This window comes from Methylocapsa sp. S129 (genome assembly GCF_009765995.1).
Taxonomy (GTDB): domain Bacteria; phylum Pseudomonadota; class Alphaproteobacteria; order Rhizobiales; family Beijerinckiaceae; genus Roseiarcus.
Genome location: NZ_LMUI01000029.1, coordinates 88,573 through 114,554 on the forward strand (window position 1 = coordinate 88,573; position 25,982 = coordinate 114,554).

Genomic DNA, 25,982 nt, shown 5'->3' on the forward strand with positions numbered 1-25,982 from the left:
GTTTCGGAAACGGATTGATGGTCGACGATCTGACGGTGTTGACCTGTGCGCACGTCATCGAGCCCTTTACAAAGGGCCAGTCTATACGTGTTGGCACGGATTTCGGGTACGGCCATCTCGCGGAGGCGTGGGTTGAAATGCCGTGGAAAATTGAGATTCATCGCTCGGGAGGGCGTGCCCTTGTTATGGGCGTTAGAATCCACCCCTGGCTTGATCTTGCAGTCCTCGGCATTGGTCGTCCGCTCTCCGGACGCACCGCGCCTCTCCAAAAGTCGTCCGCGAGAATCCATGATCGTGCAGCTCTTGTCCCGTCAATTCGGATGAGCGCCACCGGTTACGCGTCTGTTTGCTATTCTGTTCCGAAATTGCCGATCCAATTCGAGACGATTGCGCGGCGCGGCGAAGAAACGAAAGTCAACCTCGGATTGATCGAAGGGACGAGCGGCGCCGGTGTGTTCGTCGATGACGGCGGCGATCCCGCTTTTGTTGGGCTCGTTGTCCGAGGAGGACGCCAATCGGATATCGGCGAGCTCGTCCACGCGGACTCCGTCGAGGATTTCTTGTCTGAATGCCGACGGTCTCCAGCGTCGAGACCAACGAACGCTCAAGAACGTTCGCTATGGGCTGATGGCATTTCACCGCGACATTTTGAATGCGCACTGCCGCATGGAAATGTCATGCGCTTCGCGCCACTCGGGCGCGTAGGACGCTCGCGCGTCTGGTTGGCGACGGAGCAAGTCGTCAACGAAATATGTGGCGTCTCCAAAGGACATCCCCTCGATCGCGCGACAAACATGACCCGCGCCGAGGCTCGCGCGGCAATTGATTCACTCGATAACGGTTTGGGGTTGGCGACGGGGCTTCGCGCGAGGCTTCCCACGCCAGAAGAATTGCTTCTCGGATTCAGCCTTGGAGACGGAATTGAGATGCCAAAATTCCACCAATCCGAGTGGATTGAAGACCGCGAGGTGGCCGCTCTGCGCCGCGATCCGAGAAGAAAGCCTCCGTTCGCGGCGATCATAGATGAAAGACCCACCTCGTCTCAAGGTTTCCGGCTTGTACTTGAGGAGAGTCTTGGATGAGCGCGGAAAGTCCTGCGATTCCGGAACTGGAGAACAAAGCGAAGACGCTCGAAACCCCTTCCGCGGGTGGAATTCTACTTGGAGATTCCCGGCCACAGGCAAATGGCAAGGCAGACGATGGCGCGGCGGGGCGTCCCGATACACCTCCCCCGAAAAATGCGGCCGACGGCGGGGGAGCCAAACCAGACGGCGAAGAAGAGGACGTTGGCGGCGGAAAAGATATCCCGCGAACCGAAGCCGATCAATCCATTCGCTACCGCTACAAGCCGGTGGAACTTTCGCTGTTGGGGTGGCCGCGTGATCTGTCGCCCGAATTGCCTGCAACATTACGGAAGATTGAAGACTGGAACGGGGGTTTGATTGTCCTGGTAGGTCGAGAGGACTCAAGCAAAGTTGCGGCGCAACTCGCCGTGCAACTCGGCCATAGTAACTGCCTCGTCGCTCCAGACAACAAGCGGCTCGCAGTCGATCCGACGAACACGAATCCGGAGGAACTTGCGGACGGGTGGATTCAGGCGGCAGGGCCGGCCAAGGAGAGGGTGCTCCTGTCGCAGGCCTTCACCTTTGAGGACATAATTGTTAGCAAACTCCTCCAGACTCCCGATGGTCTGCAGATCGTCGCGGCTCGACTGCGCGCTCGCAATCTTACCGTATTTCTGCCGGTGAAGGTCCGACAGGCCAACCATATCGTTTATGCACACAAACTTAGAAGTCAGGGCGGACATCTCGTCGTTGCGCTCATTCCCTGGGCACATCTATTCATTGCTCATGGAGCTGTCGCGAAAGGCGATCTCGCTGAAGAGCAAGACGCTGCCGACATCTCGTCGTTACCGATTTATCTTTCGGCGGCCGGAGAGGGGCCTTTTGATAATACTGCGATCGCCGCGGATCGTCACTTTCATGAAGGTCTCAGCAAATTACTCGACGAGAGCGATAGTTGGGAAGAATTCGTCGTGGAATTGCGAAGAACACTCATTGAATACAGGGCTTATGACGCCGACGCGTTTGTCGAGCACCGCAACAATCGCGCGCCAGGGCTGTTAGAAGCTCAGAAGGCAACGCTGGCCGCTATACTCTCGCCACCCAACAAAGCGGTTCGCAATGAAATTGCGATCGCGATGTTGCTCACGGTCGCATTCTGCAACGGCCTATCTCCTGTTGCGTTTCGCGCCGTCGTGAACAGCATCCTGCCGCCGGGCTCGGTTCCGAGCGTCGATCAGCTGAGCCCGGAGTTACGCGACGCCTGGAACCTCAGCGATCAAGCGAACCGGAATGCGAAACGCGATCGCGAGCCCTTGCCGAGCTGGGACGACTTGATGTCCGGCCGCGCATTCGATGAAGCCATGGGACTCGCCGGCATCGTCGCCAGCGAGAAACACGTCCGTTTTGGAACGGCGTTCCGCGAAATAGACGTCCCTGCACTGCTTGCGTCGAGCCATGTCGGCCTGATTAACGCGGCCTTGAGTTCGGCCGTGCGGCGCGCGTCAATCCTCGATCCGGCGAATACGCACTTCGTTAAGACAGTGGAACTCTTCTCCCGTGTTGAGGCAAAGTATCCTGGGCGCGTCGATCGAAATAAGATGATCGAGGCGCTGACCAATACGCCGCTGGATTTGACATTCGCATTCCAGCGCCGACGAATGATGGAAGCCCACGTGGCCGTATTGAGCGCCGGCGCCGATCCTGGTCTGGCGACGGAGGCCGCAGAGGCACAAGCCGCAGAGCTGGACAGACTTGAGCAGCAGAGTCGCGACGCGCTCGACAGGGTGGCATCCGAGAGATTTGGTTCGATTATTCAGTCGCTGTTCGAAGCTTCGCCGCCTACCGCGGCAAGGGACGGGTTCGCTGACAGGATTATCGAGGAACTGACCAAATTGTGGGTGAGTGAGCGCGCTCAAGTGTTGATGAATGGCATGCTCGACGCGATGCGCCGAGCCCCAGAGGCGTTCATAGACAGAATTTGGCGTCTATTTCGTCACCTTTTCGAGCGGCTTGGCGACGGAAAGCACAGCGATTCTGAAGGAGGCCTGGGACGACGAGACGTTGTGCAGGGGTTCGAACGATTATTTCGGGAACCGAGCAACAACGACCTCGAGTTCGTTCGAACTTGGCTCATTGCATGTCGCCGCCCATGCCCTGACAATCTCACTTGGGACGCCATACAGATCCTCGCTCACGAAGGGATGGTTGAGGTCGGCATTCGCTGGGTTTCGCGGCCGTTCAAGTCCGGAAGCCGAGGCGATTTGTTGGCGAAAGTCTTGCTGAGCGACGAGGGCGACGGCGCGGACCGCAAGGAGGCCATTGACGGCTTCGTGGTGCGGTTTTTCGGCGACTTGGCGTTGGAGCGCGCACGCGCTTTGGAACGATTGGCGGCATATCGCAAGCCTTTTGGCGCGCTGTTTGAGGCGCGTCTTCGAGATGTTTTCTGGGTGCTTCTTGATGGCTCGGACTACCCTCGTTTCGACAGCTCGCACGCCCTCGTTGCGCGCCTTGTTCGAGCTTTCGAAGTCAAACTGGCCGTGCAGTGTCGCGCCCCCTGCGAGGCGGAACTGTCGGAGCTTGCCAATTTCGTCGTCGAACAAGCCGTTGAGTTCGACCAACACGTCACTCCCGCCAGTCCGACCAAGATGGCTGCGGCGACGCACATTGCGGAGTTGTTTCGCGCGGCGGCGCTTGTCCACTGGCGTTTTGAGATGGCGGGCGTCGAACGACTGGTGAAGGGCGCCCCTGTCACCGTGCGGCTCCGAATGCTGCTCGATCGGATCGCCTCGGTGCGCCGAGACCATGGATCCGGGCTCGCCGACGCGCTGGGAAGTCTCGCCGCGCTTCAGAGAGAACTTCGATATGTCGCGAAATCGGCGGGCGAAAAACGTCTTGCAGAGCTTTTCGACGATAAAGCCGACGCCATCGAGCAAATTGAATTGGCGATGCACAAACGAAGCATTTCACTGAGATCGGGATCCGACTATGCCAAGTGAACTCGATACGATTTTTTTCCAGGTTCCGTTGAGCCAAAAGGCGGCTCCTGACCGGGTAACTGTCTATGTCGATACGAAGACGCGAGTGGCGGTCGAGGCCGCAACTTTAAATATCCTTGATAAGGCGCGGTGGGCTGGCCGTGACAAGATTCGCTATGACATCTGGCCCGATCAATCAATTATTCTGAAAAAACTTCAGGAGCAGATCCCAAATTTTCTTACTTTAGAAGAGATGCCGGTCGATTATCGCATGCGCGTCTCTGTTCAGCGGACCGACATCCTGAAGCTGGCGCGAAGTCTCTATCAGCCGAATAAGCCGCCGGAAACGGTGCTGCGTCAACGAGTCGGCCAGTTCCTCGCTCAGAAACTCGAGTTGCAATCTCGCAAAAGTCGAGAGGCGATGGCGATCCATCTGAGCGCCAACGCGAAGAAGTGGGAGGACGAACTTGTCGTTTACATTTATGACGCGTTCGGCCTCAACGTCGAGCTCATATTGCAACCGACGAAGGATCTTGAGCTCGAAACTCGGGTGGCGTTTGGCCCGATTGACGTAAAGCCTCAGGATGCTCCGCGCGAGGGTGGCATGAGCGTGACGGGCGACGCCGTTATCGTCCGATCGGCGACGGTGGAGGCAGTTGAGGAGCCGCCGCTGACAGAGCAGGGATGGGCGGAGCTGGTTCGTCGTAGCGTTGAACGGACATACCGCGACCGCATAACGATGCGCGATCATCTCTATCAGGCCGAATCTGTTCGCATCGAACTATTGAATAATCTTGACGAGCGCGTCAAGAAATTCGGGCGGGAGGTGAAACGAGACAGTTTTTTTATTCGAACGCGAACCACGGGAGACAAAACGCCGGACAGTGAAACTCGGGTTGCATCCGACCATGAGTGGACAAGCAAACGCTGGGGCCGCAAAGTTCTTTTCCGGGCTGAAGCGCGTATGACCCTGGTGAGGCCAGCAAACTGGCCAACAGGGCGGGACCGTGACCTCGACGCATGGTTCAAGGCCGCGATCGGCCCCGCTATCGAAAACACCATGCATGGCCGCGATTTCGATAGCCTCGAAGTGGAGGACGATGACGCATTCAGGAGCGAGGTCGCCAAGATATTGACCCCAAAGGCCGAAGCTGTGGGCTATAGGCTCGAACTCTTGATCTTCATTAGTCAGAATGAACCTCGCGACGGGCTGAAATGGTTTTCTGTTCTGATCCCGCCAACGATAAACGACGCTTGGGTTGGCTACGATACAAAGCGGCCAGGGGTGCGGGCCAAGTTCCAGATCGAAGTCCGGATGCGTCTGAGCACGCTCAAAGGACACGCGGAACGATTCGCCGGCAATCGGGGACTTGAGACGTTAAAGGACGAAGTGGCTGCGACGTCGAGTGACAGCGCGCGTCGGTTCATGCGGCTTGTAGCGGCCGATGATTACGTGAAGAACTGGGAAGAGTGGCCCGCACATTTCGACAAGGACGAGAAGCGTCCAAAGCTTGCTTTATACGGGGAGCTTCAGGATCATATTAAAGTCGATCTCAAGGCGGATTTCAGTCCCGCAGAATTTGAGATTGGGCTATTTCGCGACCTGTCGCCAATGAGCGACTACAAGGCGAAGGCGACTCGCCTTCGCCTTCGTCCGATTGTGGTCACGCCCAAGATCCGCGACACGGACTTTGACGCTCAGGAAGCCGACTACACTTTGCGTTTCAGCGTTGCGGACATTGATCCGGACTTTGTCGTCGAAGTCATGGCGACCGGTCGCGACACTTTGGAAAGGGAGCCGATTGAACAAGATATCAGGGAAGCGTCGGAAGCGGCGTTGCGGCGACTTTCCTCGCTGGAGCTCCAGGATCTCAATTACGAAGACGTGACTCGGCCTGGGTATTCGCCGTTGGCGCAACGTGTTCTCGAGCAGGTTCAACGCGGGATTGGCGAGAAGTATGCGCTGCGCCTTCGGCTCGATGGCGTTACGCGAGACCGCAGTCGAGCGGAAAGAACTGAGCGTGGAGAATTAGGGGCCGAGATTCGCCTGCGTGAAGCGCGTATCTTCGTACTTGGTGACACAATCGACGGACTGCCAAATGAGGCCAAGAAGCGAAGAGCATTTGCCCTGGAACGGGTGGAGGCGCTTGAAAGAGCGCTACTCGCTGCGGAAACACAGACCCCGCCCGATAGCCATCTGATCGAAGAGCGGCGCTTGTTGGTCTCGCGCGCGAAGCAAGATCTCGAGGACCTTAACCGCCAATGGCGCAAAGCGATTATCGAGGCGCGCGAGGATGTATCAGAGGCCTCGCCACAGTCTCCTCGTCTTGAAGCCCCGCGCTCAGGCGAGACAAGCGCGCGTCGGGACGACGGGCCAAGAAGGAACCGTGAGCCTGACGAGCTCGACTCATGAGGCATATCCGCTTTCTGATCACGACAGCGAGCTTTTGGCTGCGCCTTTCTGCGATCTTGAGCGCTATCGCCGGCATAGCATTTGTCAGCGCCGCGGCTCTGCCATCCTTTCTGGTCGATCGCATCTCATTCCTGCGGTCCTTCGCAGCGGATATGTGGTCGGTTTGGATCACCGCCGGGGTATTCTTCGTCACTGTCGGGTTCGGGCTCCGGGAGGCCATTCATGCCGAATATATGCTCGCGCGAGAACGGCAAATTGGCGATGCGGTCGCCGAGGCGATCCATTCCGATCGCCAGGACCTAGACATCGGAAAGCCGCTTGGCTGGTCGGTGGATCGTCTTGCCACGCGATTTGTCCAAGCCGCGAAAACGGCGCCGATTGGTCGCGTCGAAGATCCCGAGTTGAGTGTTCACTCGCGAGTCTTGCGAGAGGTGCAGGATCAGGCTTCAAATTTCCGCTATGATCCAGTGCCCACGATGGTCGAGAGGTTCGCTGGCGAAATCATGCGTGGCGGCCCTCAAATCAAGGTTTGGCAGAGCGCGGCTGTCCGCCTCGGAATCTTATTCACCTTCGTCGGCCTGATCGACTCGCTCGTTCCGGTTCGAGACCTCATGAGCGGCCGTGGCACACAAACTGCCATTGACGCGGCCAGCATCCGGGGTCAAGTCGAATCGATAGTCACAGGCCTTTCCATCGCTTTCGGCGCGTCGATCGCCGGTCTCTTGTCAGCCCTCCTTCTGCAGCTTGCGCTTGGCGGGGTGTCGAGGCGGGAACAGGATCTCATGATCGCGATCGCTAACCTGATCGCAGATCTCCAGTTTGTGGTCAGCCGGGTGCGAAACGACTCGGTGCTTTCGGGGAGCATCGATGCGCTTAAGGCTGGCTTGGATGAGCACAAACGCGAAGTCTACGCCTCAGCGAAGGCTGTCAGCGAAGAGGTGATCGGTCTCGCCAGGCGTATCGCCGATATTAGGGATGCGCATGCTGGTATCAACGACGTGCTCCAGCGCCAGACCGAAGCTCAGGAGCGCGGGTTGAAACTCGCGGACACTCTGTCTACAGTTGATGCGCGACTGGCAGCGCTGTTCGACCAACGCCTTGCCGCGGCGGCGGCGGCGACCGAGTCCGTCGCCAGCCAGACCATCGACCTCGTCCGGACGCTCGGACTCGACGTCATCACTGAGATTAGAGGGGGATGGGGTCGCGATGCGCGTTCGGCCCTAGAGAAGACAATCGCCGACAAGCTCGATAAAGCGCTCGAGCGGCTGGAGGCCCGTGACGAAACACGCGTCGCCGCAACATTGCGGATCGCCGCATTGCTAGCTGTCGCCGTCGGGTTATCGCTTCTTGTTGTTGTGATCGCCGGCGCATTCTTGGTTGCGCCGACGCTTCGCATTTGGTGGGCCGGAAAGTGAGGAGAGGATATCAGCTCGCCGACGACGATGATCCTTACGGCCCGGGCACCGACCTCGTCTTATCTCTTTTCGCAATGGCGATCCTGATTGTCGGCCTCGTTGGCACCGGTGACGCCATTCAGAGCGGAAGTGATGCTGGCCGGATCGGCCAGGCGCCGACAAATACAAATATCCCAGATCGTGATCTGCTAGCGGCGAACCAACGCAATCAAGAGTTGCTGTCTCGAATAACAGCGCTTCAGAATGAAGTTCGCGACTTAGGTCGGCGCGGGCCGCCCCCTCCAAATCTCTCGCCACAGAACCCAACAGCCGACAACGTTCTGACACAAGACCCTGCGCAGAAGGCGTATGAAGAGTTCTTGAATTGCACTGCGGGTCAAAGCGGCTGTCCAGCTAAGGCGTGTGCTCAGACCTATCTCACATCTTTCCCGAGCGGCCAACACGCGGTCGAAGTCAACAAGGACGAAGAAGGGGCTGAAAAAGTTTGTCAGGTTGAAAATCTGGCGAAAACGGCCGCCGAGGATTTCTCTTCGTTCCAGGGATGCATGGCCCAACTCTCCGTTTGCGACCAGCATCTTTGCGTCGAGCGTTTTCAAGCGAGATTAGCGATTGAGCCATACGTTTCAATGCTTCGCAAACTCGGCGCAGACGCCGCCAAGACATGTGAGACGTCGCGGCAAGATGCGCTCTTCGCCTCATTTCAGCAATGCATCCAGTCCAGCGCACCATGCGACCGCGCTGCATGCGAAGAAAAGCTCAACGGCGCGTTGATGGGGCCGCGCGCCGTTGAAATCACGCGAACCCTCGACGACGCAAAGGCCATCTGCGAGGTGCAGAAACGACCTAGCCCGCAGTTCGCCGCACGCGAACTCCTGAACGAGTTTTATCGCACACTTGGCGAGAAGGGGCAGGGCCCGGATAAATCATTCGCGGAACTCTATGCGCCGAAAGTGGCGTTTTATGGCCAACCCATAACGCGTGAAGCGGCGGTCGCCGCGAAAAATGAGACGTTCAAGAAACTCAGCGGTGCCGCTGTGACTGTTCGGCAAGATTCGGTCGAAATCAACTGCGACCCCGACGGCGCGACTTGCAACGTGACGGGTTGGGCGGATGGCGAATTTACGAACTTGAACGGATCGACGCAGAACACCTCGTTCCAATTCAGATTTGTTTTTTCCAATGTGCTGACAAACCCGCAAGTCACCTCGGAGGCAGTAACGAACTTAACTAAGAAATAGCCGTGACTTCGGTGAGGCGGGTACAGGTCCCTTGACTTACGACGCAACGCTTGGACTCGACAGCATCAAAATCGGGCGCGCGGGCCGCGCACTGGATCGCGCAACGGCTTCCCGGACTGACGCGATGGCCCTAAGGCTTCGAACCGATACGAGTTAGCTGCCAACGACGATCGCGATTGAAGATCGCGGTGCCGAACTCTTGCTCGACGACGCTGGGCGGTGGTCGAAACAGATGACGCTGTTCGAGGTCGAGCCGCCGCCGCACAGTGCGGTTCGCCTTGGACCAAAAATTGTCAACACTATATCGCCCGATACGTCGATTGCCGTCAGGCGCGCGGACGGCTCATCTGCCGGCAACTTGATATGGCCGAGCGTTCGGCGTAGCGCTGGCCACAGTGAGGAACCTATTCTGCTCGGCGCGGAGATGCTTGCGGGATTTCGGCGCGCCGAGCCTGCGCCCTCGCAGTAGCTGCGACCTCTCTTGCCGCCGCGCCGTCTGGCGACAGTCCGGGAAACGCCGCCGCCACGAAACGAGCTCCGTGGCTCGCGGTCGCAGCCTTGGCGATCCTTGCCGCCGCCATCACAGGGGTCCTTCGGCAAGATTCTCGCCTTCTGCGTCGAGGCGCTTGAAGAAGCCTTGGCCAAGCACGGTCGGCCGCAGATATTCAACACCGATCAGGCAGCCAGTTGACCAGTTTCGATTTCACGGGCGTGTTGCTCAAGCTCGGGGTCGCCATTAGTATGGACGGCAAGGTGCCTGGTGTGACAACGTCTTCGTGGAGAGGCTATGGCGCAGCGTCAAATACGCCGGCCGCGTTCGAGCCTTGACGGACGCACGCCCGAAGAGGCCTACTTTGACACGTCGCCGCGCGCGGCGGCGGCTTGAATTTTTCGCCGCGCTGGACGTGACTACGGTCGGACTACGCCCTCCCTCCGTCACGCCCAGCGCGCCAAATCCCGCAGACCATCAACCCCGGCAGGACGCCACTTATCGTTCGCAGGAGACTGTTTAGACCACCGGAGCCGGCTCTCTTTTAGGGCGTCGTCGGCGTGCAGCGTAGCAAAAGTGGACTGGCGTGTATCCTTTCAGTGCTTGGTAAGTGGCAACGAAGGTCTCGTTGAAATGAAACGCATCGTATCGCTTTCGGCATTAACCCTAGGCGTCGTAATGGTCTCGTTTATTGCGTTTCGTTACATTACCGAAGAACCCCCCAATAGCGCTTGGGAAATGCACAACGCACGCAACCGCGATGCGAAGCCGGCAATAGAAACGAAGTCGAGCAATCCCGAGGTCGGCATTCTCGCCACTGCTTCGCGCGAGCAGGAAGGAAAACCCGAACGGACGCAACCGGAAAGGGTGAAGGATACGTCCGTTGTGACGAGGTTTCTAGGCGATCCAGAGCCGACCGTCGTGCCGGAGCATATCCCCGACTGGCACCCCGATGTGCCCGTCCCAGCGCCTCCGCCGTCGATTGCGCCGGCGCCGCTCTCCACAACGCCATCGCCCTCGCCAAACGCGGAAAAGCCTCTCGATATTTCGCCGACGCCCACGTCACGGCCGGAAGCGGAGAGCCCAGCCTCTTGCACTTTTTTCCCGTCGAGGACCGTGGGCCAGCAGCAAGAGACGAGGGTCAAAGACTATGTTTCGACATTCCAGTTGTGCGAGAGTAAGAACGAGGTGCCGAAAGTCGCAATTCGCAGCATGAAGATCGGCGGTGACTCCTGGTTTTTGCTTGCGAATCCGGACAGCTTGACAACGAAAATCGAAAAGGCTGCGTGCTGGAGCTGCCGTCCGGTTACCGAGGACGTTTTGAAGGAGACGCGGCTTGTTAGGGCGATCAAGCGCGCCGCAGAGATGCCGGGTCTGACGCATCGTACTTTTCTTGAAAATGCGGGCTTGGTGCGCGGGTCAGCGCCGGGCGAATTCGTCACCGGCGATCTTTGTCCCAGCGAACGCCCGCTCGACCGTCGGTTTTTCGAAACTCTTATGTCCAACGGGCCAGGAACGCCCGTCGCTCTTTCGATATCCGGTCTTTGGCTGAAAAATCATGCCGAAGATTTCCAGTGGCTCATGCGACTGGCCGCCTCCGGGGCGCTTGATATCATTTGGGTCAATCACACCTATCATCACCCCTATACTCCCAGGACGCCGTATGACGAGACTTTTATGCTGACTAAGAATTTGAATCCGGAGTATGAAATTCTTGAGACGGAGCGATTACTAATTGAGAACGGAGGCACACCATCGGTCTTCTTTCGTTTCCCTGGCCTGATTTCCTCCTCCGCATTGATGCGGACGGTGCTTCAAAATCATCTAATTTCTCTGGGTACGGACGCTTGGCTCGCTAAAGGGCAAAAGCCCCGTGCGGGATCAATTATTCTTGTCCATCCGAACGGAAATGAAGAAGTTGGTCTCGACTTATTTATTCGCTTCTACTCGAATGGAACTATTGACCGGCCATTGGAGCCTTTAGTTGCTGCACCATAAGATCAACCGGTGTTGTCACGTTAACCGACTATGAGCGATTGGGTGCGTAGTCGCTGCGGCATGATCCTACCTCCTGTCAGCTACAAGCCTCATCGTTTCCCACCGCAGATCATCGTCCATGCCGTATGGCTGTATTTTCGATTTCCCTTGAGTCTGCGTCTGGTCGAAGAAATGCTGCTTGAGCGCGGCATTGTTGGTATCCTACGAAACGATCCGACGCTGGGCGATCAAATTCGGCGCCGACTACGCGTGTCGCCTTAAGCGCAAGGCGCCAAGCCGTGATGATATCTGGTATCTCGACGAGGTCGTCATCTCCATCAATGGCGAGAAACGCTATCTCTGGCGCGCTGCCGATCAGGAGGGATATGTCCTCGATGAAATCGTGCAAATCCATCGGAATACAAAGGCCGCGCGGCGTTTGCTGGCAAGGCTTTTGCGGAAGCAAGGACGCCCGCCGAAGCGGACTATAACTGATAAGCTCGGCTCCTACGCCGCCGCCAGGCGCAAGATCATGCCGAATATCGAGCATCGCCAGCACAAGGGGTAGAACAATCGGGCGGAGAATTCTCACGTGCCCGTCCGAAAACGAGAGCGGATGATGCAAGGTTTTCGATCCTGGCCGGGATTGCAGCGGTTCGTCTCAACCTTCTCCGTCGCCCGTGAAGAACGCAGATCAGATGGCGACAGACTGATTTTGTGATGCGGCCGGTCGCGCCATCGCGAACAGGAATGCGAACAATAAGAGCGCCAACCAGGCCAACAGCAGCCGGAAGTTGTAGCCGGCGGCGGCGAGGACGGCGTTGATCGCGTCACCGGTTGGGCCGGCGAGGTAATTGCGACCCATCCGATGCTCGCCTTTGGCGTGGCCGATGACGGGTTCGACGGCGGAGCGGCGGCGCAATTCGCGTTTGATGTGCTCGGTGACGCGCCGCTTCTGGCCGGAGATATAGACCTTGAAGCGATGATCGGGCGGCGCGTTGTGACCGCGGTAACCGCGGTCGGCGATGATGCGGGTAAGATTGACGCCGATCTGCGCCTCGATCTCCGGAATGACGGCCGCCAGCGTGCGGCCATCATAGGGATTGCCCGGCAGCGCCTTGGCGTGGGCGATGAACTGGCCGCCCTTGGAATGGTGAAGGGTGGTGGCGATGCTCACCTTGACGCCGAACTCGTAAGGACGATGCGCTTTGCCCTTGCCGATGCATTCGACCTCAGGGGCATGCAGCGAATAGACTTTCGGCCCCCGCTGGTTCTTGCGCTGCTCGCGCACCCGCTGCGCCAACATCAGAGAGAGGCCGAAGATCTCCTCCAGCGCCGCGTCGCTCTTGATCCTACGCACGATGTCTCGCGTCACCCGGCCAAGATAAGTGCGAAAGGTCCGCAGCGCCCGGTTGGCCCGCTTGAACTGCTTGGCGTGGGCGTAGCGCTGATGGGCGATCAGCGCGCGCTTGCCGACGCGCTCGTAGGATTGGCGCAGAGCCACGCCGTGCTTCTTGGCCAACCTGACCAGCCGCTCGCGGGCGCGATGCATCAGCTTGGCGTCGGTCGGGAACGCCACCGCCTTGGGCTGCACCGTGGTGTCGACAATGACCTTCGAGAAGCCGGCGGGCTTGGCCGCGCCTGTGCGGGTGGCGACGTTCAGGCTTTCCTGGATCAGGGCGACGAGCTTTTCCTCGCCCATCCGCTGGCGCCAGCGCGTCAGCGACGAGCGGTCGAACACCAAGGCGTGCCGAAAGAACTCCTCGCCGCAGAACAGTTGGTAATACGGATTCTCGATCCAGCGCTCGCACAGAACCTCGTCGGAGAGGTCGTGCATATGCTTGAGGATCGCCAGCCCCGCCATCTCAAGGCGAATGCGGAGCATTCGTCCGGAGCCGCGTCGGCAAGGGCGGATGCCCAGGTTTGTCCGTGTAGGCCGCCCCGAACCGCTCCTCAAGAAAGCGCCAATCCACCGTCCGCGCCAGCTTCGCCAGCGGATGGTTCAGATCGACGATCTGATCGAGCCGCGCCTTGAACAGATCGTTCTGCCCGCTGTCCCGCCGCTCCCTTGGCCGCATCGAATCACCCTCCATCGCGCCGACAGAGGAAGAGAATCACGCCCAAAGCCGCCGTTCAATTTGCAAGAAATTAAGCCGCACAAGCCAGCTTTCTTGCAAACGCAAATACTTGCCGACCCCCGCAAACGCCCACAAAACGAGGGGGTTCAGGAGACTTCACGGGCGACTTCTCCGCCGTGAGAAACCATTTCGTCCCGCCTCGCTCCCAACGCTCCGCCCTCTCAACCCACCTTCATCGCCTGAACGCAATGACAGAGTGAAAATCCGTCACTGTCGTAGCCTGAAAATTGACCCGGTGGCGCCGTTGCGTCCGTCGTGAGTTAATGTGACATCGCTGTCCGACGCTCTAGCCTTTCGAGGGCGGCTTATCGTAAGGTAAGGCATCATCCAGGCCGAACAGAGTGCGATCGGCGGCGCGCGTGAGCGCGCCATCCATCATACGACGAAAGTCGGCCTCGTCCCAATCGCCGCAGGCGAGGCGATGCAGAACCGCTGCGCCGACAAGGCGCAGTTTACGCTCACGATCGGCCCGGCTCTCCTTGATTGTTTGACGCCGCGTCTTGGCGTCCGCTTTGCGGGCCTCCCTTAACGCCGCCAGCTTCTCGTTCGTCGCGGTCAATCGGCGGTTCAGCAGCGTCATGTTCATGCCTCCTTCGCTTTGGACAATCGCCGATCCCGCTTTGGAAGTCTATCAGCGCGCCGCGCGCTTGGACGGGATCACACGGAGAAAGATGACGCCTGCGTCAATAATCATCTTGGATTTGCTTCAAGGCGGCGAACGATTGGGGGTTCGCCATGCCGGTTAGATTACGGATGGATTGGGACGATATGACGGGCTCATGATCCTTCGCCCTGTTAGTTACACGCGCCACCGATTTCCCCCCGAGATCATCGCACCACGCAGTCCGGCTCTATTTCCGTTTTCCGTTGAGCCTGCGTCTCGTCAAGGAAATGCTGCTTGAGCGCGGAATCGTCGTCTCCTACAAGACCATTCGGCGTTGGGCGATCAAGTTCGGTACCGATTTCCGCCTGCGCAAAGTGTGCACCTAGAGCCTTCTGCATTTAGGCGCACGCATATCCTGAGTTTCTGAGGTAGTTGGTGCATTCTTGGGGCGAGATGGCGGTTAGGGCGGTTGCGATGGCGTCTGAGAGGGATTCGAGGGAGCGTGGCGCGGCCTTTCGCACAAGCGTTTTCACCTTGGCGAACGCCTGCTCGATCGGATTGAGATCGGGCGAGTATTTGGGCAGAAACAGCAGACGCGCGCCGGCGGCGCGAATGGCGCGGCGCACCGCCTTTCCTTTGTGCGATCCGAGATTGTCGAGCACGACGATGTCGTTGCGCTTGAGGGTCGGAACAAGGAACTGTTCGACATAGGCCAGGAAGTGCTCGCCGTTGATGGGGCCGTCGAACAGGCAGGGCGCGTCGATACGGTCGTTGCGCAGAGCGGCCAGGAATGTCGCCGTCTGCCAATGGCCGTGTGGGACTTTGGCGACAAGCCGCTCGCCTCGCGGCGCCCAGCCGTAGAGGCGGGTCATGTTGGTCTTGGTCCAGGTCTCGTCGATGAAGACCAGCCGCGAAGGATCGACGCTCGGCTGATGGCTTCGCCAGCGCAGCCGATGGCGCTTCACGTCCGGGTGGTCCTGCTCGCGCGCGACGAGCGTCTTTTTTTGAGCGTGACGCCCAGACGGCGCAAGAACCGGCTCATCAGCGAAGTGTCGGCCTTGACGCCGCGCTCAGCCAGCAGCCGGTCGCATAACGCCTGCAGCTGATGTCGGATTTCTCGGCTCGCAAGCCTTCGAGGAAGGCGCGGTGCGGCTCCAACTTCACGCGCTTGTAGTCGCCCATTTTCGCGGCCGTGCGCGAGCCGCTTCGCTCGAAGCGCTCCACCCATTTGATCGCCGACGATTCGCTGACCCCGAACCGCGCCGCCGCAGCACGGCGGCTCATCCCCTCAACCACGACCGTGTTGATCACCCGATCGCGCAAATCCTGCGAATAAGCTCCGGCCATCCCTGCTGGCCCCCGCCCAGCCGGCAGGTTGAATCAGATCATCCCTGATTTGGGAACCCCCTTTGATTCAGCCTAAAGGCGGAGCGCTCTAGTCGGCGTCACAGTGTCAAACTTTGGCGAAAATCAAGTGACGGCGCGCCCGAGCAGTTCGATCTCGTTCTGAGCGAGTGAGTGTCATGGATCGACACGCGTTCAAATCTCTGAATCGCATGCGCACTCTCGGGCAAGCTATTTGCGCCCGTGTGTAAGGGGGCTTGGAGCGTTTCCACAGTTTGCAGATAATTTTGGTTGAAGTAATCTGGGTCAGTGTTTCTTACTGTTGGCGAGTCGTATTCCCGATGCGGAACCCGAATTCCTGCTCGCTCTTGACACGTTCCGGCCTGCGGCCGTCGCTATGCTAACGTGTCTCGGGGTCGCTGTTTCGGAATTGCGGGCCGGCGAGTGGCCCTTTGGCGGCTGCGCCACGTCGGGTCCATACGCCTTTGTTCGTGTGGGTCGCGCGCTTTGCGCGCTCCGTTAAGCGGGGTAGGCGAGGCTCCACCATTCCGCTGCCGCCAAGCAAAACTTGCGGTCCTCCAGGTTTTCCTTTGCTCCGTTTCGCTTGTGCGGACGTTGGCGATCGCAACGTCGCCTTCCCGTTACCCCTCGGACGCGGCGACGGATTCCATTACGGCTGCCCCGGCCTCGATTCTCGCGAGCAGCAACGCGAGGGGTCGACGGCGCTCGATATCTATATTCCCGCGTCCTCCAGCGACACGACCAAGGCGACGAGAGTTTCCCGGTGATGTCGGTCCTCGCGGCGGCAACCTTCCACGTTGGCGTTGCTCGATCCAGTTGTGAGGTCCCTTCAGCGTGAAGCCCCGGCGATGTGACGAGCGATCGCTGCGGGTCCTTCGTATTTTGGCGGGACCGAGCCGGCGCGGGAGGCAGTGCGATCAAGGGGCGCGCGCTGATTTTGGCTGCCGGCTTCGTCCGGTGTCGTTGGCCTATGTGGCCGGAGGCGTCTTCTTCTTCTCGGCTGCTTCGAAGAACATCCCCTTCTCTTTGCCGCCTTTGTTCGGGTCTCGGCCGCCTAGCGCCGTCAACCCCGCAAGGGGGTTCCCCTCCGCTGCGCTCCGGTGACGGCGGCGACCGGCCCCTTCCTTGGGGCGTCATCGGGGATGTCCCCCGAGCAACCTAACGGAGAAGAGACAATGGCCACGATCGCAACGCTCACCCAGAAGGCCGACGGCAACCTTGAAGGCACGCTCACGACCCTTAGCGTCACCGCTCAAATCGCGCTGATCCCGAACGCCCGCAAGGCGAAGGAGAACGAGCCCGACTATCGCATCATCAGCCGCAAGAACGGCTTCGAGCTTGGCGCCGGCTGGAACCGGATCTCGAAGAACACCGGCGAGGAATACATCTCGGTTTCACTCTCGGCCCCCGAATTCGGAATCATCTACGGCAACGTCGCCCCGGCGCCCGGCGATGATGCGAGCAAGAAGGTCATCATCTGGAACGCCGTCAACTGAGACCAGGAGCCGGCCTCGCGGAATTCGCGAGGCCGGCTTTGTCCATCGATCTGAAAAGGAACAGCACATGTGCCGCGTCTTGAACGCAAAGCAGGTCGGGAAGACCGCGTCAGCAACCCGCGTCTATGTCGGGCGACCGTCGAAATGGGGCAATCCCTTCGTCCTCGGCCGCGATGGCTCGCGCGACGAAGTCATCGCGAAATATCGCGCTTGGATCGTAACGCAGCCGGTGCCTATGAACGCGCTGCATGAACTGCGCGGCAAAGATCTCATCTGCTGGTGCGCGCCGGAATCGTGCCACGCGGATGTTCTTGCGGAGCTGGCTAATCCGAAGCGCGAGGACTGACCTCGGTCACCCGATCAGAAGGCCTTGATCGCCGGTCCTGACGACCGGCGATAAGCCTGTTCGATTGACGGGCGCGCTCTATCTCGAGTCTGCGATCTCAGGCGTGTAGCGAGCACCGTGCGATGCGAGCATCGGAAACAGGTAGAGGATCAATTGGCTCGCCGATGCGCGCTCTATCTCAGCGCTTCTTCGCCGGCGCTCGTTTCCTGGGCTTCATACTGAGCGAGATGCCTTCGATCGTCGCCTTGCGGCGCGTTGCGCCCTCGGTCCGCTTCAGGGATTTTGCAATTTTGGCGAGCGGCTCCTTGCGAGCCATGCCTTTGAGAACGCGGAGGTCATCTTTCGACCACGGTCGCCTGACGGGCGCATTCTTGCGACGTACTATAGCCTTAGCCACATCCGCTCCTGTTCGATAAGTCTATCGTTATGAACCGCGTTATGCATGCTTTGCAGTGACTTGCAACGTTTGCAAGTCATGACGGATCTACCGGCGGTCTGCCGGACGCGCGCGACTTGAATGGTTTTTGAGGAGCAAACTTCGTCGACCCAACCATCAGTGTGCGATGGATTGCGAGTCGGACTGTGTCGAAAGACACCTGGGGGCGCGTCCGGCCGATGGCCGGTCGAGCTCTACTCGCGGCTTGTCGCCGCTCCCCGAGCCGGCATTGCCGTCTCGGCCTTCGGTGACGATCTCGCGCGCAAGCGGCGGACGCCTCGCTGTAGCTTGCGTCCTTGCCGGGGTTCTCTCGTTCATTAGATTGGCAATGGCGGCATTGCGGCATCGCCCGCGGTCCAGACCCATGCGGTCATCTCGCTCTCATTGGTGAGTTCGGCAAGCGCGGCGCGGTAGGCGTCGTCCGCGTTCGGCGGAACGATATACATCGCCACAGGCGCCCTGCCGTCTTCGCGCAGCAAGACGCTGGCGAGCGGCCGCCCTGCGGATAAGTTGTAGCGAAGGCCCTTGAGGTAGCTTGCGCGCCGACGCGTCAGCACGTCGAGCAGCATGGCGTCGTAGCTGTGCTCGAAGGGAATCCAGTTCTCGTTGACGACCATCAGCGCGATGGTCTCGACCGAGGCGACACCGGTCGCGGCCAGGCCGAACGTAGCAACGGCGATCAGATGCGCCTCGGGCGTGGCGTCCCATAGCGACAGCTCATTAGCGAACTTGACTGTCATCCGCCGATGGACGTCCTCGTTGAGCATGAACGGGAACTTGGGGAGATGCTTCACGACAATCCGATGCCCGAACCGGGCAGGGGCGAGCTCCTTCATCTCACCGATGAGCACCAATAGTGGCCGCCGGCTTCCCTCCGTCGCGGCGATTCGGTTCATGAAAGCGATGCGGCGCTGCGTGATCTCAGCTTCCCTCTCCGAATTGAACATCTCGGGGATATAGAGGACGTCGAGCAACGATCTGCCCTTCGTCGTCTTTCCCTCGGCTGCTTCGAGCAAGAACTTCCGGATCACTGCCCAATTGCGCTTACCCGCCATGCCCGGCCGCCAACGATTGAACTCGGCTTGGTCCCAGAGATAGTGGAGCAGAGACCGGAGTGAAAGTTTTGAGCCGTCCGTTGCAACGCCGCCCGCGTCACTTTCATTGGTCTGCGAAGGGGCCGATCTGGCGCCGGTCTTCGACAGGCTGAAATCGAGCTTCAAGATGGTGACGCCGTCTTCGGCATTCTCCTGGATCGCGCTCCCCGCGACATGACCAAACCCGGAGAGCTCGTAGGGCGCCTCGTAAGAATCGCAGCTCGGGTCGTGCTTCGGCCCCGTTTCCGGCATGCGCTTGAGAACATATCGGTCGCCGATCTTGGCGACATACATCGGCACACCGGGAGAGCAGCACTGGCATAGGGGGCGGAGATGTAGGGCATGGGCCTGCTCGAGCCGCTCCTTCAGCTCGGCTGCGTCGAGCGGAAGCTCTGTCTCTCCGATGCGGATGCGCTTCATATGATCCCTCGCCTCGATCGGTCAAACCTACGCGATGCACGGTCGAATATATTGCGAGGGCGCGTCTTCAAAATCGTGCGACCCCACCGTTTTAGCCCCTCCAACGCCGTGGCGTCTCGCCGCCCGGTCATTGGGCCGGCTCTCGCCGGCATTCGGACGCAGCCCCTTCGGGGCCGCGGTTCTCCTCTCTCGATGACATCTGAGCATACGGCTGCTCGGCCCGCGTCAAGGACGAATGGTTCCCCCAATTTTGCCGCAAGAGGCGACAAAATCGGCTCCCCCATTCGCCGGCTCCGCCGGTCGCTTCGCGATCTCTGACCCGGTCCTCGGGCGCTCGTGATGCGTCGACGTCATCAAGACGGAGGCGATCATCATGTTTACTGTGGATCATATCAACGAACTGCGCGCCGAACTGGCTGAATGCGTCTTCACGAAGACCGAGCGCGCCAAGCTCAAGGCCGAACTGGCTGCTCTCATCGCCCAGCGCGACATGGGGGAACAGGACGAAGCGGACGCTGCCTTGCAGGTTCTTCGCAACGAAGACGCAGGCCGCTGAAGCGAAACCGGGCGGGGAGGGCGTCTCGGCGTCCTTCCCTTCCAATTCATAGCGGCCACGGGAATGGCGTGAGCCACGTTCTCGGTTCAGCCGAAACGGTTCCACACCCGACACCGATCGCTCCTTGGCGAAGATGAAGAGTACCAAGACCCCAAGGCGCCCGCACTGCGGACGCGGCTCGCGGTGCTTTTCACCGAGCACGCCGGACACATGATTCAAGTTTCCGTGACCTCAGGCTCCCTCTTGTCGATCGGAGCGATCCTCAACGACGTTCAGGTTATTCGCCCTGAGAGCCTCCAAAACCTTCACAGCCTTGTGATCGCTTTCTGCGTTGGTCAGGACGAGCTGTTCGCGCGTTATGCCCGGCACGAGCAAGGGATCGTCAACACTGGCCTTTTGGACAGCGGAGGCAATCACCAGCAGAATTTTTCCGTCATCCATATTTCGCTCCCTGCGTTAGGCGGAGTGCATATGAACATGCATGCCGGCGCTAGCGTGACGTCACGATGGCCAAAATTCACGTTGACCCCTACGGTTCCTGTTTCCGCAGATAGGCCGCGATAATCGCTCTCATCAAATCGGGGACCGACTTGTCTTCCAGAGCCGCCTGAATCCGCAACTCCCGCAGCATCTCTGGCGGCACCGAAAAGCGAAGCGGCACCGGATCCGAATACGGCGCGTTCGCTTGCTTACTTCTCGGCGGCGCCCTGGCAGGCCCAACTTTCGTCGACGCCGCCGGTTCAGGGGCGGCCTCCTCGCCCACTGCTTCGCCAATGGGCTCGCTTGCCGGTTGCAACACCACAGTCGCTTTGGTGGCTTCGGCGGAGCGCCTCTTCAGTTCGTCAATATCAATCGTCGGCAGCGGCTTTCGGTTTTTGAGGATCGCGGCGTAATCGGGCTTATCGTCGCTCATTGTTCGGCGCCGACCGCCGCGATCGTCTCAAAAATCTCGTCGGCAAGCATTTCGCCATTGACCATCGCCTTGCGGATTTGTTCGGCATCCCCCGGCATTGTTCCGAGCGGTCCCCCGTCCATCATCATCAATTGCAGGACGGGGCGCTCGACGACGATTGTTTTCGTCACCGGGATTGCATGATCCTCGATATAGGCGGCGGCGACTTTGAACGCGGCGGTGTTCTTGGCGATGCCGCTGACCCCGTTCAGGACGCATCGCGTCAGGAAGGGCTTGGCGCCCTCATACATCGCGTCGAGCCGGGCAAGCAGGCGGACGACCTCTGGCAAGTCGGCGCCGCTGGCTCGCGCCGGGATGAGGACCATTTCGGAATGGGCCGCGGCGATGTTGAGAATTTCGTCGACCGTCCCCGGCACGTCGATCAGGATGACGTCCGCGCCGGAGGCCGCAGCGAGCGCCTTCGCCAGTTGGTCGGCTCCCTGGACGACATCCACCGCGATATTTTCAAGCTTCCGGCCAGCATCGAGGCTGCGCGCATACCATTGTATCGCGGTGGCCTGAGGGTCGGCGTCCAGAATCCGTACCGAGAATCCCTTCGCGGCGAAAACGGATGCGAGCAGGACGCAGAGGGTCGTTTTTCCGGACCCGCCCTTGGTCGTGCCGATAGTCAATAGCAGAGCCATTTCACCCCCTCAGATGAGCGCCGATCCGCCTGCGTCCGATGAGGGCGATGCAGCCAACAACAACGCGAGCCACAGCAGATATAAAACCTATATATGGCGATTTGACACACGAACAAAAAGGCACGCGCTGCCAATTGGCGCAAGTGCAAAAACGCCGCGCACGGCGAAAAGCCGTCTACGGCTAAAGGCCGTTGGAAGACAAAAGCCGTTGACGTCCAAACGCCGCGCACGGCGAAAAGCCGTCTACGGCTAAAGGCCGTTGGAAGACAAAGGCCGTTGGCGTCCAAAAGCCGCGCACAGCGAAAAGCTGCCTACGGCTAAAGGCCGTTGGAGGACAAAAGCCGTTGGCGTCTGAACGCCGCGTGCGGCGAAAAGCCGTCTACGGCTAAAGGCCGTTGGAAGACAAAAGCCGCTGGCGTCCAAAAGCCGCGCACAGCGAAAAGCCGTCTACGGCTAAACGCCATTGGAAGACAAAGGCCGTTGGTGTCTGAAGGCCGCGTGCGGCGAAAAGCTTTTGGAAGACAAAAGCCGTTGCCGTCTAAAAGCGACGCATGGCGGAATGCCCCCGCGCCGCGGCGTCATCGAACCCTCCAAGGCGTCTGGCCGCGCCCGTCAGAGCCCGCACGCGATAGTGGCTGCAAACAAGCGGAGCGGCGATTGAGCTGAAATGGATGGACGCGATCAGCAAATGGAGGTAGAGCTGTGGAGTTGTTAGGCAGGATAGCATGTTTTGTGTGACAAAACATGCTTGTGCCCTGACCGGGCGGCCGTTCGCCCAAACCGGGGCGAGGTTTTCGGCGCGGACAGTCCCCCTTCGGGGTCTCCGCGCCGCGAAGAGGCGGGCGAAAAGGACCAATGACAAAGGCGATAAGGCGCTCGGAGATCATCCACGTCCGGCTGACGGAGGAGGAGCTCGCGCTGTTTTCTTCCGTTTGCGCGCCGGACGACGCGCCGATCAGCGAAGCGGTGCGTCGGTTGATGCGGGAGGCGGCGGGGCTTGGGCCGACGTTTGACGGCGAAGTCGCGGATAAAATCGGCGCGCTGACGGACCAGCTCAAAGCGATCGGGGTCGACATCACCCAAGCGGTGCGGGCGATCAACGTCGGCAACGCGCCGGAGGCGGCGGCGATGCGCACGACATTCGAGGAGTTCGCGGAGTTGTTGTGGGAGGTGGAACGCTTCTATCGGTCGCTCTGCACGACGGCGCGAGAGCGTCGGCGGCCGGCGGCGGGCGCGTCATGAGCGGCGCGGCGAATCCATCGGCTGGGATATTCAGCACTCGCGAATTCATCGCGAGGAGGCGGACCGCTTCCTCGGACGGGGAGGGCGCCGCCGTGCCGGATGGTGGCCGCGGTACATCGGCCAATGCAGCGAGGAATTCGGCGGGAAGGGCCTTTGAGTCCCCGAGGTCAGATCTGACGCCGTCGATGACGCCCTCGACGGGTTTTATGGTGTCGAGCGGTTTTGGCGCCGTGGCGCCAGTGGAGGACGACGAGCCTTTTCGTCGCGCGCCAGGGGCAGGCGGGGCGGGCGGCGGTCGAGGCGGCCGGAAAGGGAAGGGTAGCTCCCTTACCGTCGGCGCCACTCGATCGCAGGCGACGCAACCTTCTGGAACTAGGAGCCCTAGCGACAAGACGCGGGCGCTCGCGTCGGGATCGCAAGCGGCGGTCGTCAAACTTGCGAGCTTCGCGTCGGGCCGCAGCCGGATGGGCGCATTGGTGCGATATCAGAGCCGCGAGGGGGAAATCCCGCTGGAGCGGGAGGACGGATCGAAGGTCGAGGGCATGGCCGCGCTGAACGCGCTCGTTGCCCAATGGGCCAGGGAGACACCCAGCCAGGAGCCGTCGAAGGACGTGATGTCGTTCACGGCCACGGTCGCTGAGGCGTTGGAGCCCGACGCGGTCCAAGCGGCGTTGGGTCTGGCATTGAGTGGTCATCGCTATGTCTGGCGGGTGGAGGAAGGGGAAGGGAAGACCCTTGTTCATGTCGTGACCTCGGCCGCCAGCACGCGGCGCGACGAGGACGGGCGGTCCCAGCGCATCTTCGACAACAATAAATCGGTCGGCGCCCTGCATGATCGTCTGGACGCGGCGTTCGGCTCGGACGTTGAACTCAAGGAACGAGGCTGGGGACACGGGGTGGAGGGCGTGGCGCGCCATCTTCGCCGCTTGACGCGCGATGGCGACAAGCCGGCTGCGGCGTCCGGCGGGCGGGTCCTGGACGGCCGCGAGGCCAACCTGGAGGAAGCGAATTCGTGGAAACGATCGCTTCGATCGCGGGAGCCGCGTGACACGGCGCATATCATTCTCAGCGCCAAGGCTGGAACGCCGCAAGAGACCTTCGTCGACGCAGCGCGGGCGACATTGGCGCGGGAGTTCGCCGGTCACAAATACGCCTTCGCCCTGCACACGGACAAACGCCACATTCACGTCCACGCAATCGTGCGCATGGACAATGCCGAGGGAAAACGGCTGCATCCCAATATCGCGGATTTTCGTCATTGGCGCGAGACGCTAGCCGAAGAAGCTCGGCGCCGTCACATTCCGATGGAGGAACTGCGACGGTTCGAACAGGCCAATGCGCCGGCCTATAAGCTCAAAGACGTCAGCATGACCGAGCGGGGCGAGGCGACCGAGGCGCAGCACAGACGCCTGGAGGCGGCGGGTCGCACTTGGAATCGCGCCAAGGGCGGCTGGGAGCCGGTCGAGCGTAGCGTTCACATTCCGAGCCGGGCGGAGGGACGTCGGCGCGCGCACGAAACCGCGCATCAATGGCGCGCGATGAGCGACGGTCCGCAATTTTCGCCGGAGCCGCCGTTGAGTTCGGACGCGTTACGTCTTTACCGTGCCGAGAAACCGGATCAGCCACGACGTGCCGCGCCGCTATTTACGAACGATCGGGCGAAGGCCGAGGCCATGGCGGCGTCGCGAGACGCGAAGCTGTTCTACGTCGACGTTCCGAAATCTCGGCTGGAGGAGATCAAACGGTCGCGCTCCGAACCGACAAGCGTGTTTGTCGTCAGCGCCGCCTTGGCTTCTGATGCGCGTGAATTTGTTCGAGCAAGCGACAACAAAATCCGTATTATCGCGACCGAGCGAGCACGCCGAGCAGCCATCGAAAGCACCGGCGCTGAGATAGGCAGATTGGGTCGAACTTTAAGGGATCCCGAAATGAGAACTGTCGAGAGTTTGACCGCCACCCGAGCTTCGCTTGAGGCGCTCTTCAACGAGGCGCTGCCTTTGCTTCCCGAGGCCGACCAAACGGGCTGGGTCAAGCAGAAAACCGACATGCTTGCCTCGACCGACAGGCTGATCGAGACGAACCGACGCCTTGAGGCCAATCGCGCCGACATCCGGGGTGAGACTTTCGACGAGCCGAAGCCGCGGGATGTCGGGCTTGGATTCTCCTCCGAATTGAGGGATGGCGAGGTCCGTTATATCAGGCGCGACGCGGCGACCGATCGACACGAGGTCGCTTTCGTCGACAGAGGCGATCGCGTTGACGTCCGCGACTGGACCAATCGCGAAATCGTTTTGGCGGCCTTAACGCTTGCCGCACAGAAATGGGAGACCGTCAGCGTCAACGGCGCCGAAAGCTATAGGGCGATTGTCGTCGAACTCGCGGTCGAGCACGGCTTCTCTATAGGCAATCCCGAGCTGCAGGACAGGCTTGCAACGGAGCAACAGCGCATCGCCGAGCGTCGGGAGCGCGGCGAGATATCCACCGAGGGACGCGCACCCTCTTCTCCACCCGTCCGCACGCCGGGTGAGACACAAATCGCTCTCGATGAGGTTCGCCACGCGACGGAGCGCGAGGCCGAGCGCGAAACCCGGCAGGCGATTGAAGCGCGCCACCTTGGTGAAACGACGCCGGCATCGGGGTCGGCCGAGCATCCGTATCGGTCGGCTCAGGAGGCGCGTACAGCGCGCGATGCCGCGCGCTCGATGGAGAATAATCCGGACAGGCCGACGCCAACGGAGCCTGGACAGAGTCAAAGGATTCAGGAGCTGGCGCGCGAGCAGAAGTCCTATCTTGAGCAAGCGCGTGCTTTCAACGAGGAAGAGACGGCCAGAAGCCGGCGCGAGGACAAAGACAAATCGGATGAGGAAGAGCGCTGAAAGCGAAACTTGCAGGCGGCCGAGCCATTGCCGGTGCCCAAACCGGTTGCGAATTCGCAAAGGTTGTTGAGAGAACCATGACAACGCCGGATCGATGGTGCACGTGTTTGGCCCACTGGCAATGCTGGCTCTCCCACCGATAACATCGGCCGTATCTTGACCGAGATCGGCCGACTTCGCAAAGCTCCTTAGCCTCGCTTCGTTGGCATGGACTCGCGGAGCGTGGAATGGTCGTGCCAAT

General features: G+C 60.2%; 16 protein-coding genes and 5 pseudogenes. 14 read left to right on the plus strand and 7 right to left on the minus strand.

Features of this window, described 5'->3' with window-relative positions; all coding sequences use genetic code 11:
• The first annotated feature begins 17 nt into the window (after positions 1-17).
• From GSQ90_RS17155 to GSQ90_RS17190, 8 genes and pseudogenes are all read left to right on the plus strand, one after another.
• On the plus strand, positions 18-1,082 hold the full coding sequence (locus GSQ90_RS17155; RefSeq protein WP_158816077.1) for a hypothetical protein: 1,065 nt from the start codon (positions 18-20) through the stop codon (positions 1,080-1,082).
• Positions 1,079-4,060: a hypothetical protein gene (locus GSQ90_RS17160; RefSeq protein ID WP_158816078.1), complete on the plus strand. Its 2,982-nt coding sequence runs from the start codon at positions 1,079-1,081 to the stop codon at positions 4,058-4,060. The genes GSQ90_RS17155 and GSQ90_RS17160 overlap by 4 nt, the downstream gene beginning before the upstream one ends.
• Positions 4,050-6,452: a hypothetical protein gene (locus GSQ90_RS17165; protein ID WP_158816079.1), complete on the plus strand. Its 2,403-nt coding sequence runs from the start codon at positions 4,050-4,052 to the stop codon at positions 6,450-6,452. Before GSQ90_RS17160 ends, GSQ90_RS17165 begins: the two co-directional genes overlap by 11 nt.
• Positions 6,453-6,604: 152 nt before the next feature.
• Positions 6,605-7,867 carry a hypothetical protein gene (locus GSQ90_RS17170; RefSeq protein WP_158816080.1) on the plus strand — a complete coding sequence of 421 codons (1,263 nt, stop codon included), beginning with the start codon at positions 6,605-6,607 and terminating at the stop codon, positions 7,865-7,867.
• Complete coding sequence (locus GSQ90_RS17175) at positions 7,864-9,105, plus strand: hypothetical protein (RefSeq protein ID WP_158816081.1); 1,242 nt, start codon at positions 7,864-7,866, stop codon at positions 9,103-9,105. Before GSQ90_RS17170 ends, GSQ90_RS17175 begins: the two co-directional genes overlap by 4 nt.
• Positions 9,106-9,715: 610 nt before the next feature.
• Positions 9,716-9,991 (plus strand): annotated as a pseudogene (locus tag GSQ90_RS17180) (IS3 family transposase); the annotation flags it as partial.
• A 237-nt stretch (positions 9,992-10,228) separates the two neighbouring features.
• Positions 10,229-11,593 carry a polysaccharide deacetylase gene (locus GSQ90_RS17185; protein WP_158816082.1) on the plus strand — a complete coding sequence of 455 codons (1,365 nt, stop codon included), beginning with the start codon at positions 10,229-10,231 and terminating at the stop codon, positions 11,591-11,593.
• A gap of 60 nt (positions 11,594-11,653) precedes the next feature.
• Positions 11,654-12,254 (plus strand): annotated as a pseudogene (locus GSQ90_RS17190) (IS6 family transposase); the annotation flags it as partial.
• A 12-nt stretch (positions 12,255-12,266) separates the two neighbouring features.
• Here GSQ90_RS17190 and GSQ90_RS17195 read toward each other — a convergent pair.
• Positions 12,267-13,650: pseudogene (locus GSQ90_RS17195) on the minus strand (IS5 family transposase).
• A 346-nt stretch (positions 13,651-13,996) separates the two neighbouring features.
• Positions 13,997-14,290: a hypothetical protein gene (locus tag GSQ90_RS17200; RefSeq protein ID WP_158816083.1), complete on the minus strand. Its 294-nt coding sequence runs from the start codon at positions 14,288-14,290 to the stop codon at positions 13,997-13,999.
• A gap of 199 nt (positions 14,291-14,489) precedes the next feature.
• Between GSQ90_RS17200 and GSQ90_RS17205 the strand changes: the two are divergent.
• Positions 14,490-14,676 (plus strand): annotated as a pseudogene (locus GSQ90_RS17205) (IS6 family transposase); the annotation flags it as partial.
• 36 nt (positions 14,677-14,712) lie between these two features.
• Here the strand turns inward: GSQ90_RS17205 and GSQ90_RS17210 are convergent.
• Positions 14,713-15,661, minus strand: a pseudogene (locus tag GSQ90_RS17210) (IS630 family transposase).
• A 1,193-nt stretch (positions 15,662-16,854) separates the two neighbouring features.
• On the opposite strand from GSQ90_RS17210, the gene GSQ90_RS17215 reads away from it, so the two are divergent.
• Together GSQ90_RS17215 and GSQ90_RS17220 are read left to right on the plus strand one after the other, a co-directional pair.
• Positions 16,855-17,175: a DUF736 family protein gene (locus tag GSQ90_RS17215; protein ID WP_158816084.1), complete on the plus strand. Its 321-nt coding sequence runs from the start codon at positions 16,855-16,857 to the stop codon at positions 17,173-17,175.
• A 67-nt stretch (positions 17,176-17,242) separates the two neighbouring features.
• Complete coding sequence (locus GSQ90_RS17220; RefSeq protein ID WP_158816085.1) at positions 17,243-17,521, plus strand: DUF4326 domain-containing protein; 279 nt, start codon at positions 17,243-17,245, stop codon at positions 17,519-17,521.
• Positions 17,522-18,274: 753 nt separating this feature from the next.
• Here the strand turns inward: GSQ90_RS17220 and GSQ90_RS17225 are convergent.
• Positions 18,275-19,471, minus strand: a complete 1,197-nt coding sequence (locus tag GSQ90_RS17225) for a DUF1173 domain-containing protein (RefSeq protein WP_158816086.1) — start codon at positions 19,469-19,471, stop codon at positions 18,275-18,277.
• A 373-nt stretch (positions 19,472-19,844) separates the two neighbouring features.
• Here GSQ90_RS17225 and GSQ90_RS17230 point away from each other — a divergent pair, with 373 nt between their 5' ends.
• Positions 19,845-20,027, plus strand: coding sequence for a hypothetical protein (locus GSQ90_RS17230; protein WP_158816087.1), 183 nt, complete (start codon positions 19,845-19,847; stop codon positions 20,025-20,027).
• A 231-nt stretch (positions 20,028-20,258) separates the two neighbouring features.
• Here GSQ90_RS17230 and GSQ90_RS17235 read toward each other — a convergent pair whose 3' ends face one another.
• The 3 genes from GSQ90_RS17235 to GSQ90_RS17245 all read right to left on the minus strand — a co-directional run bounded on the left by GSQ90_RS17235 (position 20,259) and on the right by GSQ90_RS17245 (position 21,623).
• Entirely contained in the window at positions 20,259-20,468 is a 210-nt protein-coding gene (locus GSQ90_RS17235) for a hypothetical protein (RefSeq protein WP_158816088.1), read from the minus strand.
• Positions 20,469-20,556: 88 nt separating this feature from the next.
• The gene (locus GSQ90_RS17240; RefSeq protein WP_158816089.1) at positions 20,557-20,940 is read right to left on the minus strand and encodes a hypothetical protein; all 384 of its coding nucleotides are present in this window, start codon (positions 20,938-20,940) and stop codon (positions 20,557-20,559) included.
• Positions 20,937-21,623: a ParA family protein gene (locus GSQ90_RS17245; RefSeq protein WP_158816090.1), complete on the minus strand. Its 687-nt coding sequence runs from the start codon at positions 21,621-21,623 to the stop codon at positions 20,937-20,939. The genes GSQ90_RS17240 and GSQ90_RS17245 overlap by 4 nt, the downstream gene beginning before the upstream one ends.
• A gap of 855 nt (positions 21,624-22,478) precedes the next feature.
• On the opposite strand from GSQ90_RS17245, the gene GSQ90_RS17250 reads away from it, so the two are divergent.
• Both GSQ90_RS17250 and GSQ90_RS17255 read left to right on the plus strand, forming a co-directional pair.
• On the plus strand, positions 22,479-22,865 hold the full coding sequence (locus GSQ90_RS17250) for a hypothetical protein (RefSeq protein WP_158816091.1): 387 nt from the start codon (positions 22,479-22,481) through the stop codon (positions 22,863-22,865).
• Between the two features lie 185 nt (positions 22,866-23,050).
• Complete coding sequence (locus tag GSQ90_RS17255; protein ID WP_158816092.1) at positions 23,051-25,741, plus strand: LPD7 domain-containing protein; 2,691 nt, start codon at positions 23,051-23,053, stop codon at positions 25,739-25,741.
• Positions 25,742-25,982: the final 241 nt, after the last annotated feature.

Coding starts and splice junctions, on each gene's coding strand:
- GSQ90_RS17250 (WP_158816091.1), top strand. CDS start 22,479: ATGACAAAGGCGATAAGGCGCTCGGAGATCATCCACGTCCGGCTGACG.
- GSQ90_RS17165 (WP_158816079.1), top strand. CDS start 4,050: ATGCCAAGTGAACTCGATACGATTTTTTTCCAGGTTCCGTTGAGCCAA.
- GSQ90_RS17155 (WP_158816077.1), top strand. CDS start 18: ATGGTCGACGATCTGACGGTGTTGACCTGTGCGCACGTCATCGAGCCC.
- GSQ90_RS17200 (WP_158816083.1), bottom strand. CDS start 14,290: ATGACGCTGCTGAACCGCCGATTGACCGCGACGAACGAGAAGCTGGCG.
- GSQ90_RS17170 (WP_158816080.1), top strand. CDS start 6,605: ATGTGGTCGGTTTGGATCACCGCCGGGGTATTCTTCGTCACTGTCGGG.
- GSQ90_RS17230 (WP_158816087.1), top strand. CDS start 19,845: ATGTTTACTGTGGATCATATCAACGAACTGCGCGCCGAACTGGCTGAA.
- GSQ90_RS17255 (WP_158816092.1), top strand. CDS start 23,051: ATGACGCCCTCGACGGGTTTTATGGTGTCGAGCGGTTTTGGCGCCGTG.
- GSQ90_RS17160 (WP_158816078.1), top strand. CDS start 1,079: ATGAGCGCGGAAAGTCCTGCGATTCCGGAACTGGAGAACAAAGCGAAG.
- GSQ90_RS17235 (WP_158816088.1), bottom strand. CDS start 20,468: ATGGATGACGGAAAAATTCTGCTGGTGATTGCCTCCGCTGTCCAAAAG.
- GSQ90_RS17220 (WP_158816085.1), top strand. CDS start 17,243: ATGTGCCGCGTCTTGAACGCAAAGCAGGTCGGGAAGACCGCGTCAGCA.
- GSQ90_RS17245 (WP_158816090.1), bottom strand. CDS start 21,623: ATGGCTCTGCTATTGACTATCGGCACGACCAAGGGCGGGTCCGGAAAA.
- GSQ90_RS17225 (WP_158816086.1), bottom strand. CDS start 19,471: ATGAAGCGCATCCGCATCGGAGAGACAGAGCTTCCGCTCGACGCAGCC.
- GSQ90_RS17215 (WP_158816084.1), top strand. CDS start 16,855: ATGGCCACGATCGCAACGCTCACCCAGAAGGCCGACGGCAACCTTGAA.
- GSQ90_RS17240 (WP_158816089.1), bottom strand. CDS start 20,940: ATGAGCGACGATAAGCCCGATTACGCCGCGATCCTCAAAAACCGAAAG.
- GSQ90_RS17185 (WP_158816082.1), top strand. CDS start 10,229: ATGAAACGCATCGTATCGCTTTCGGCATTAACCCTAGGCGTCGTAATG.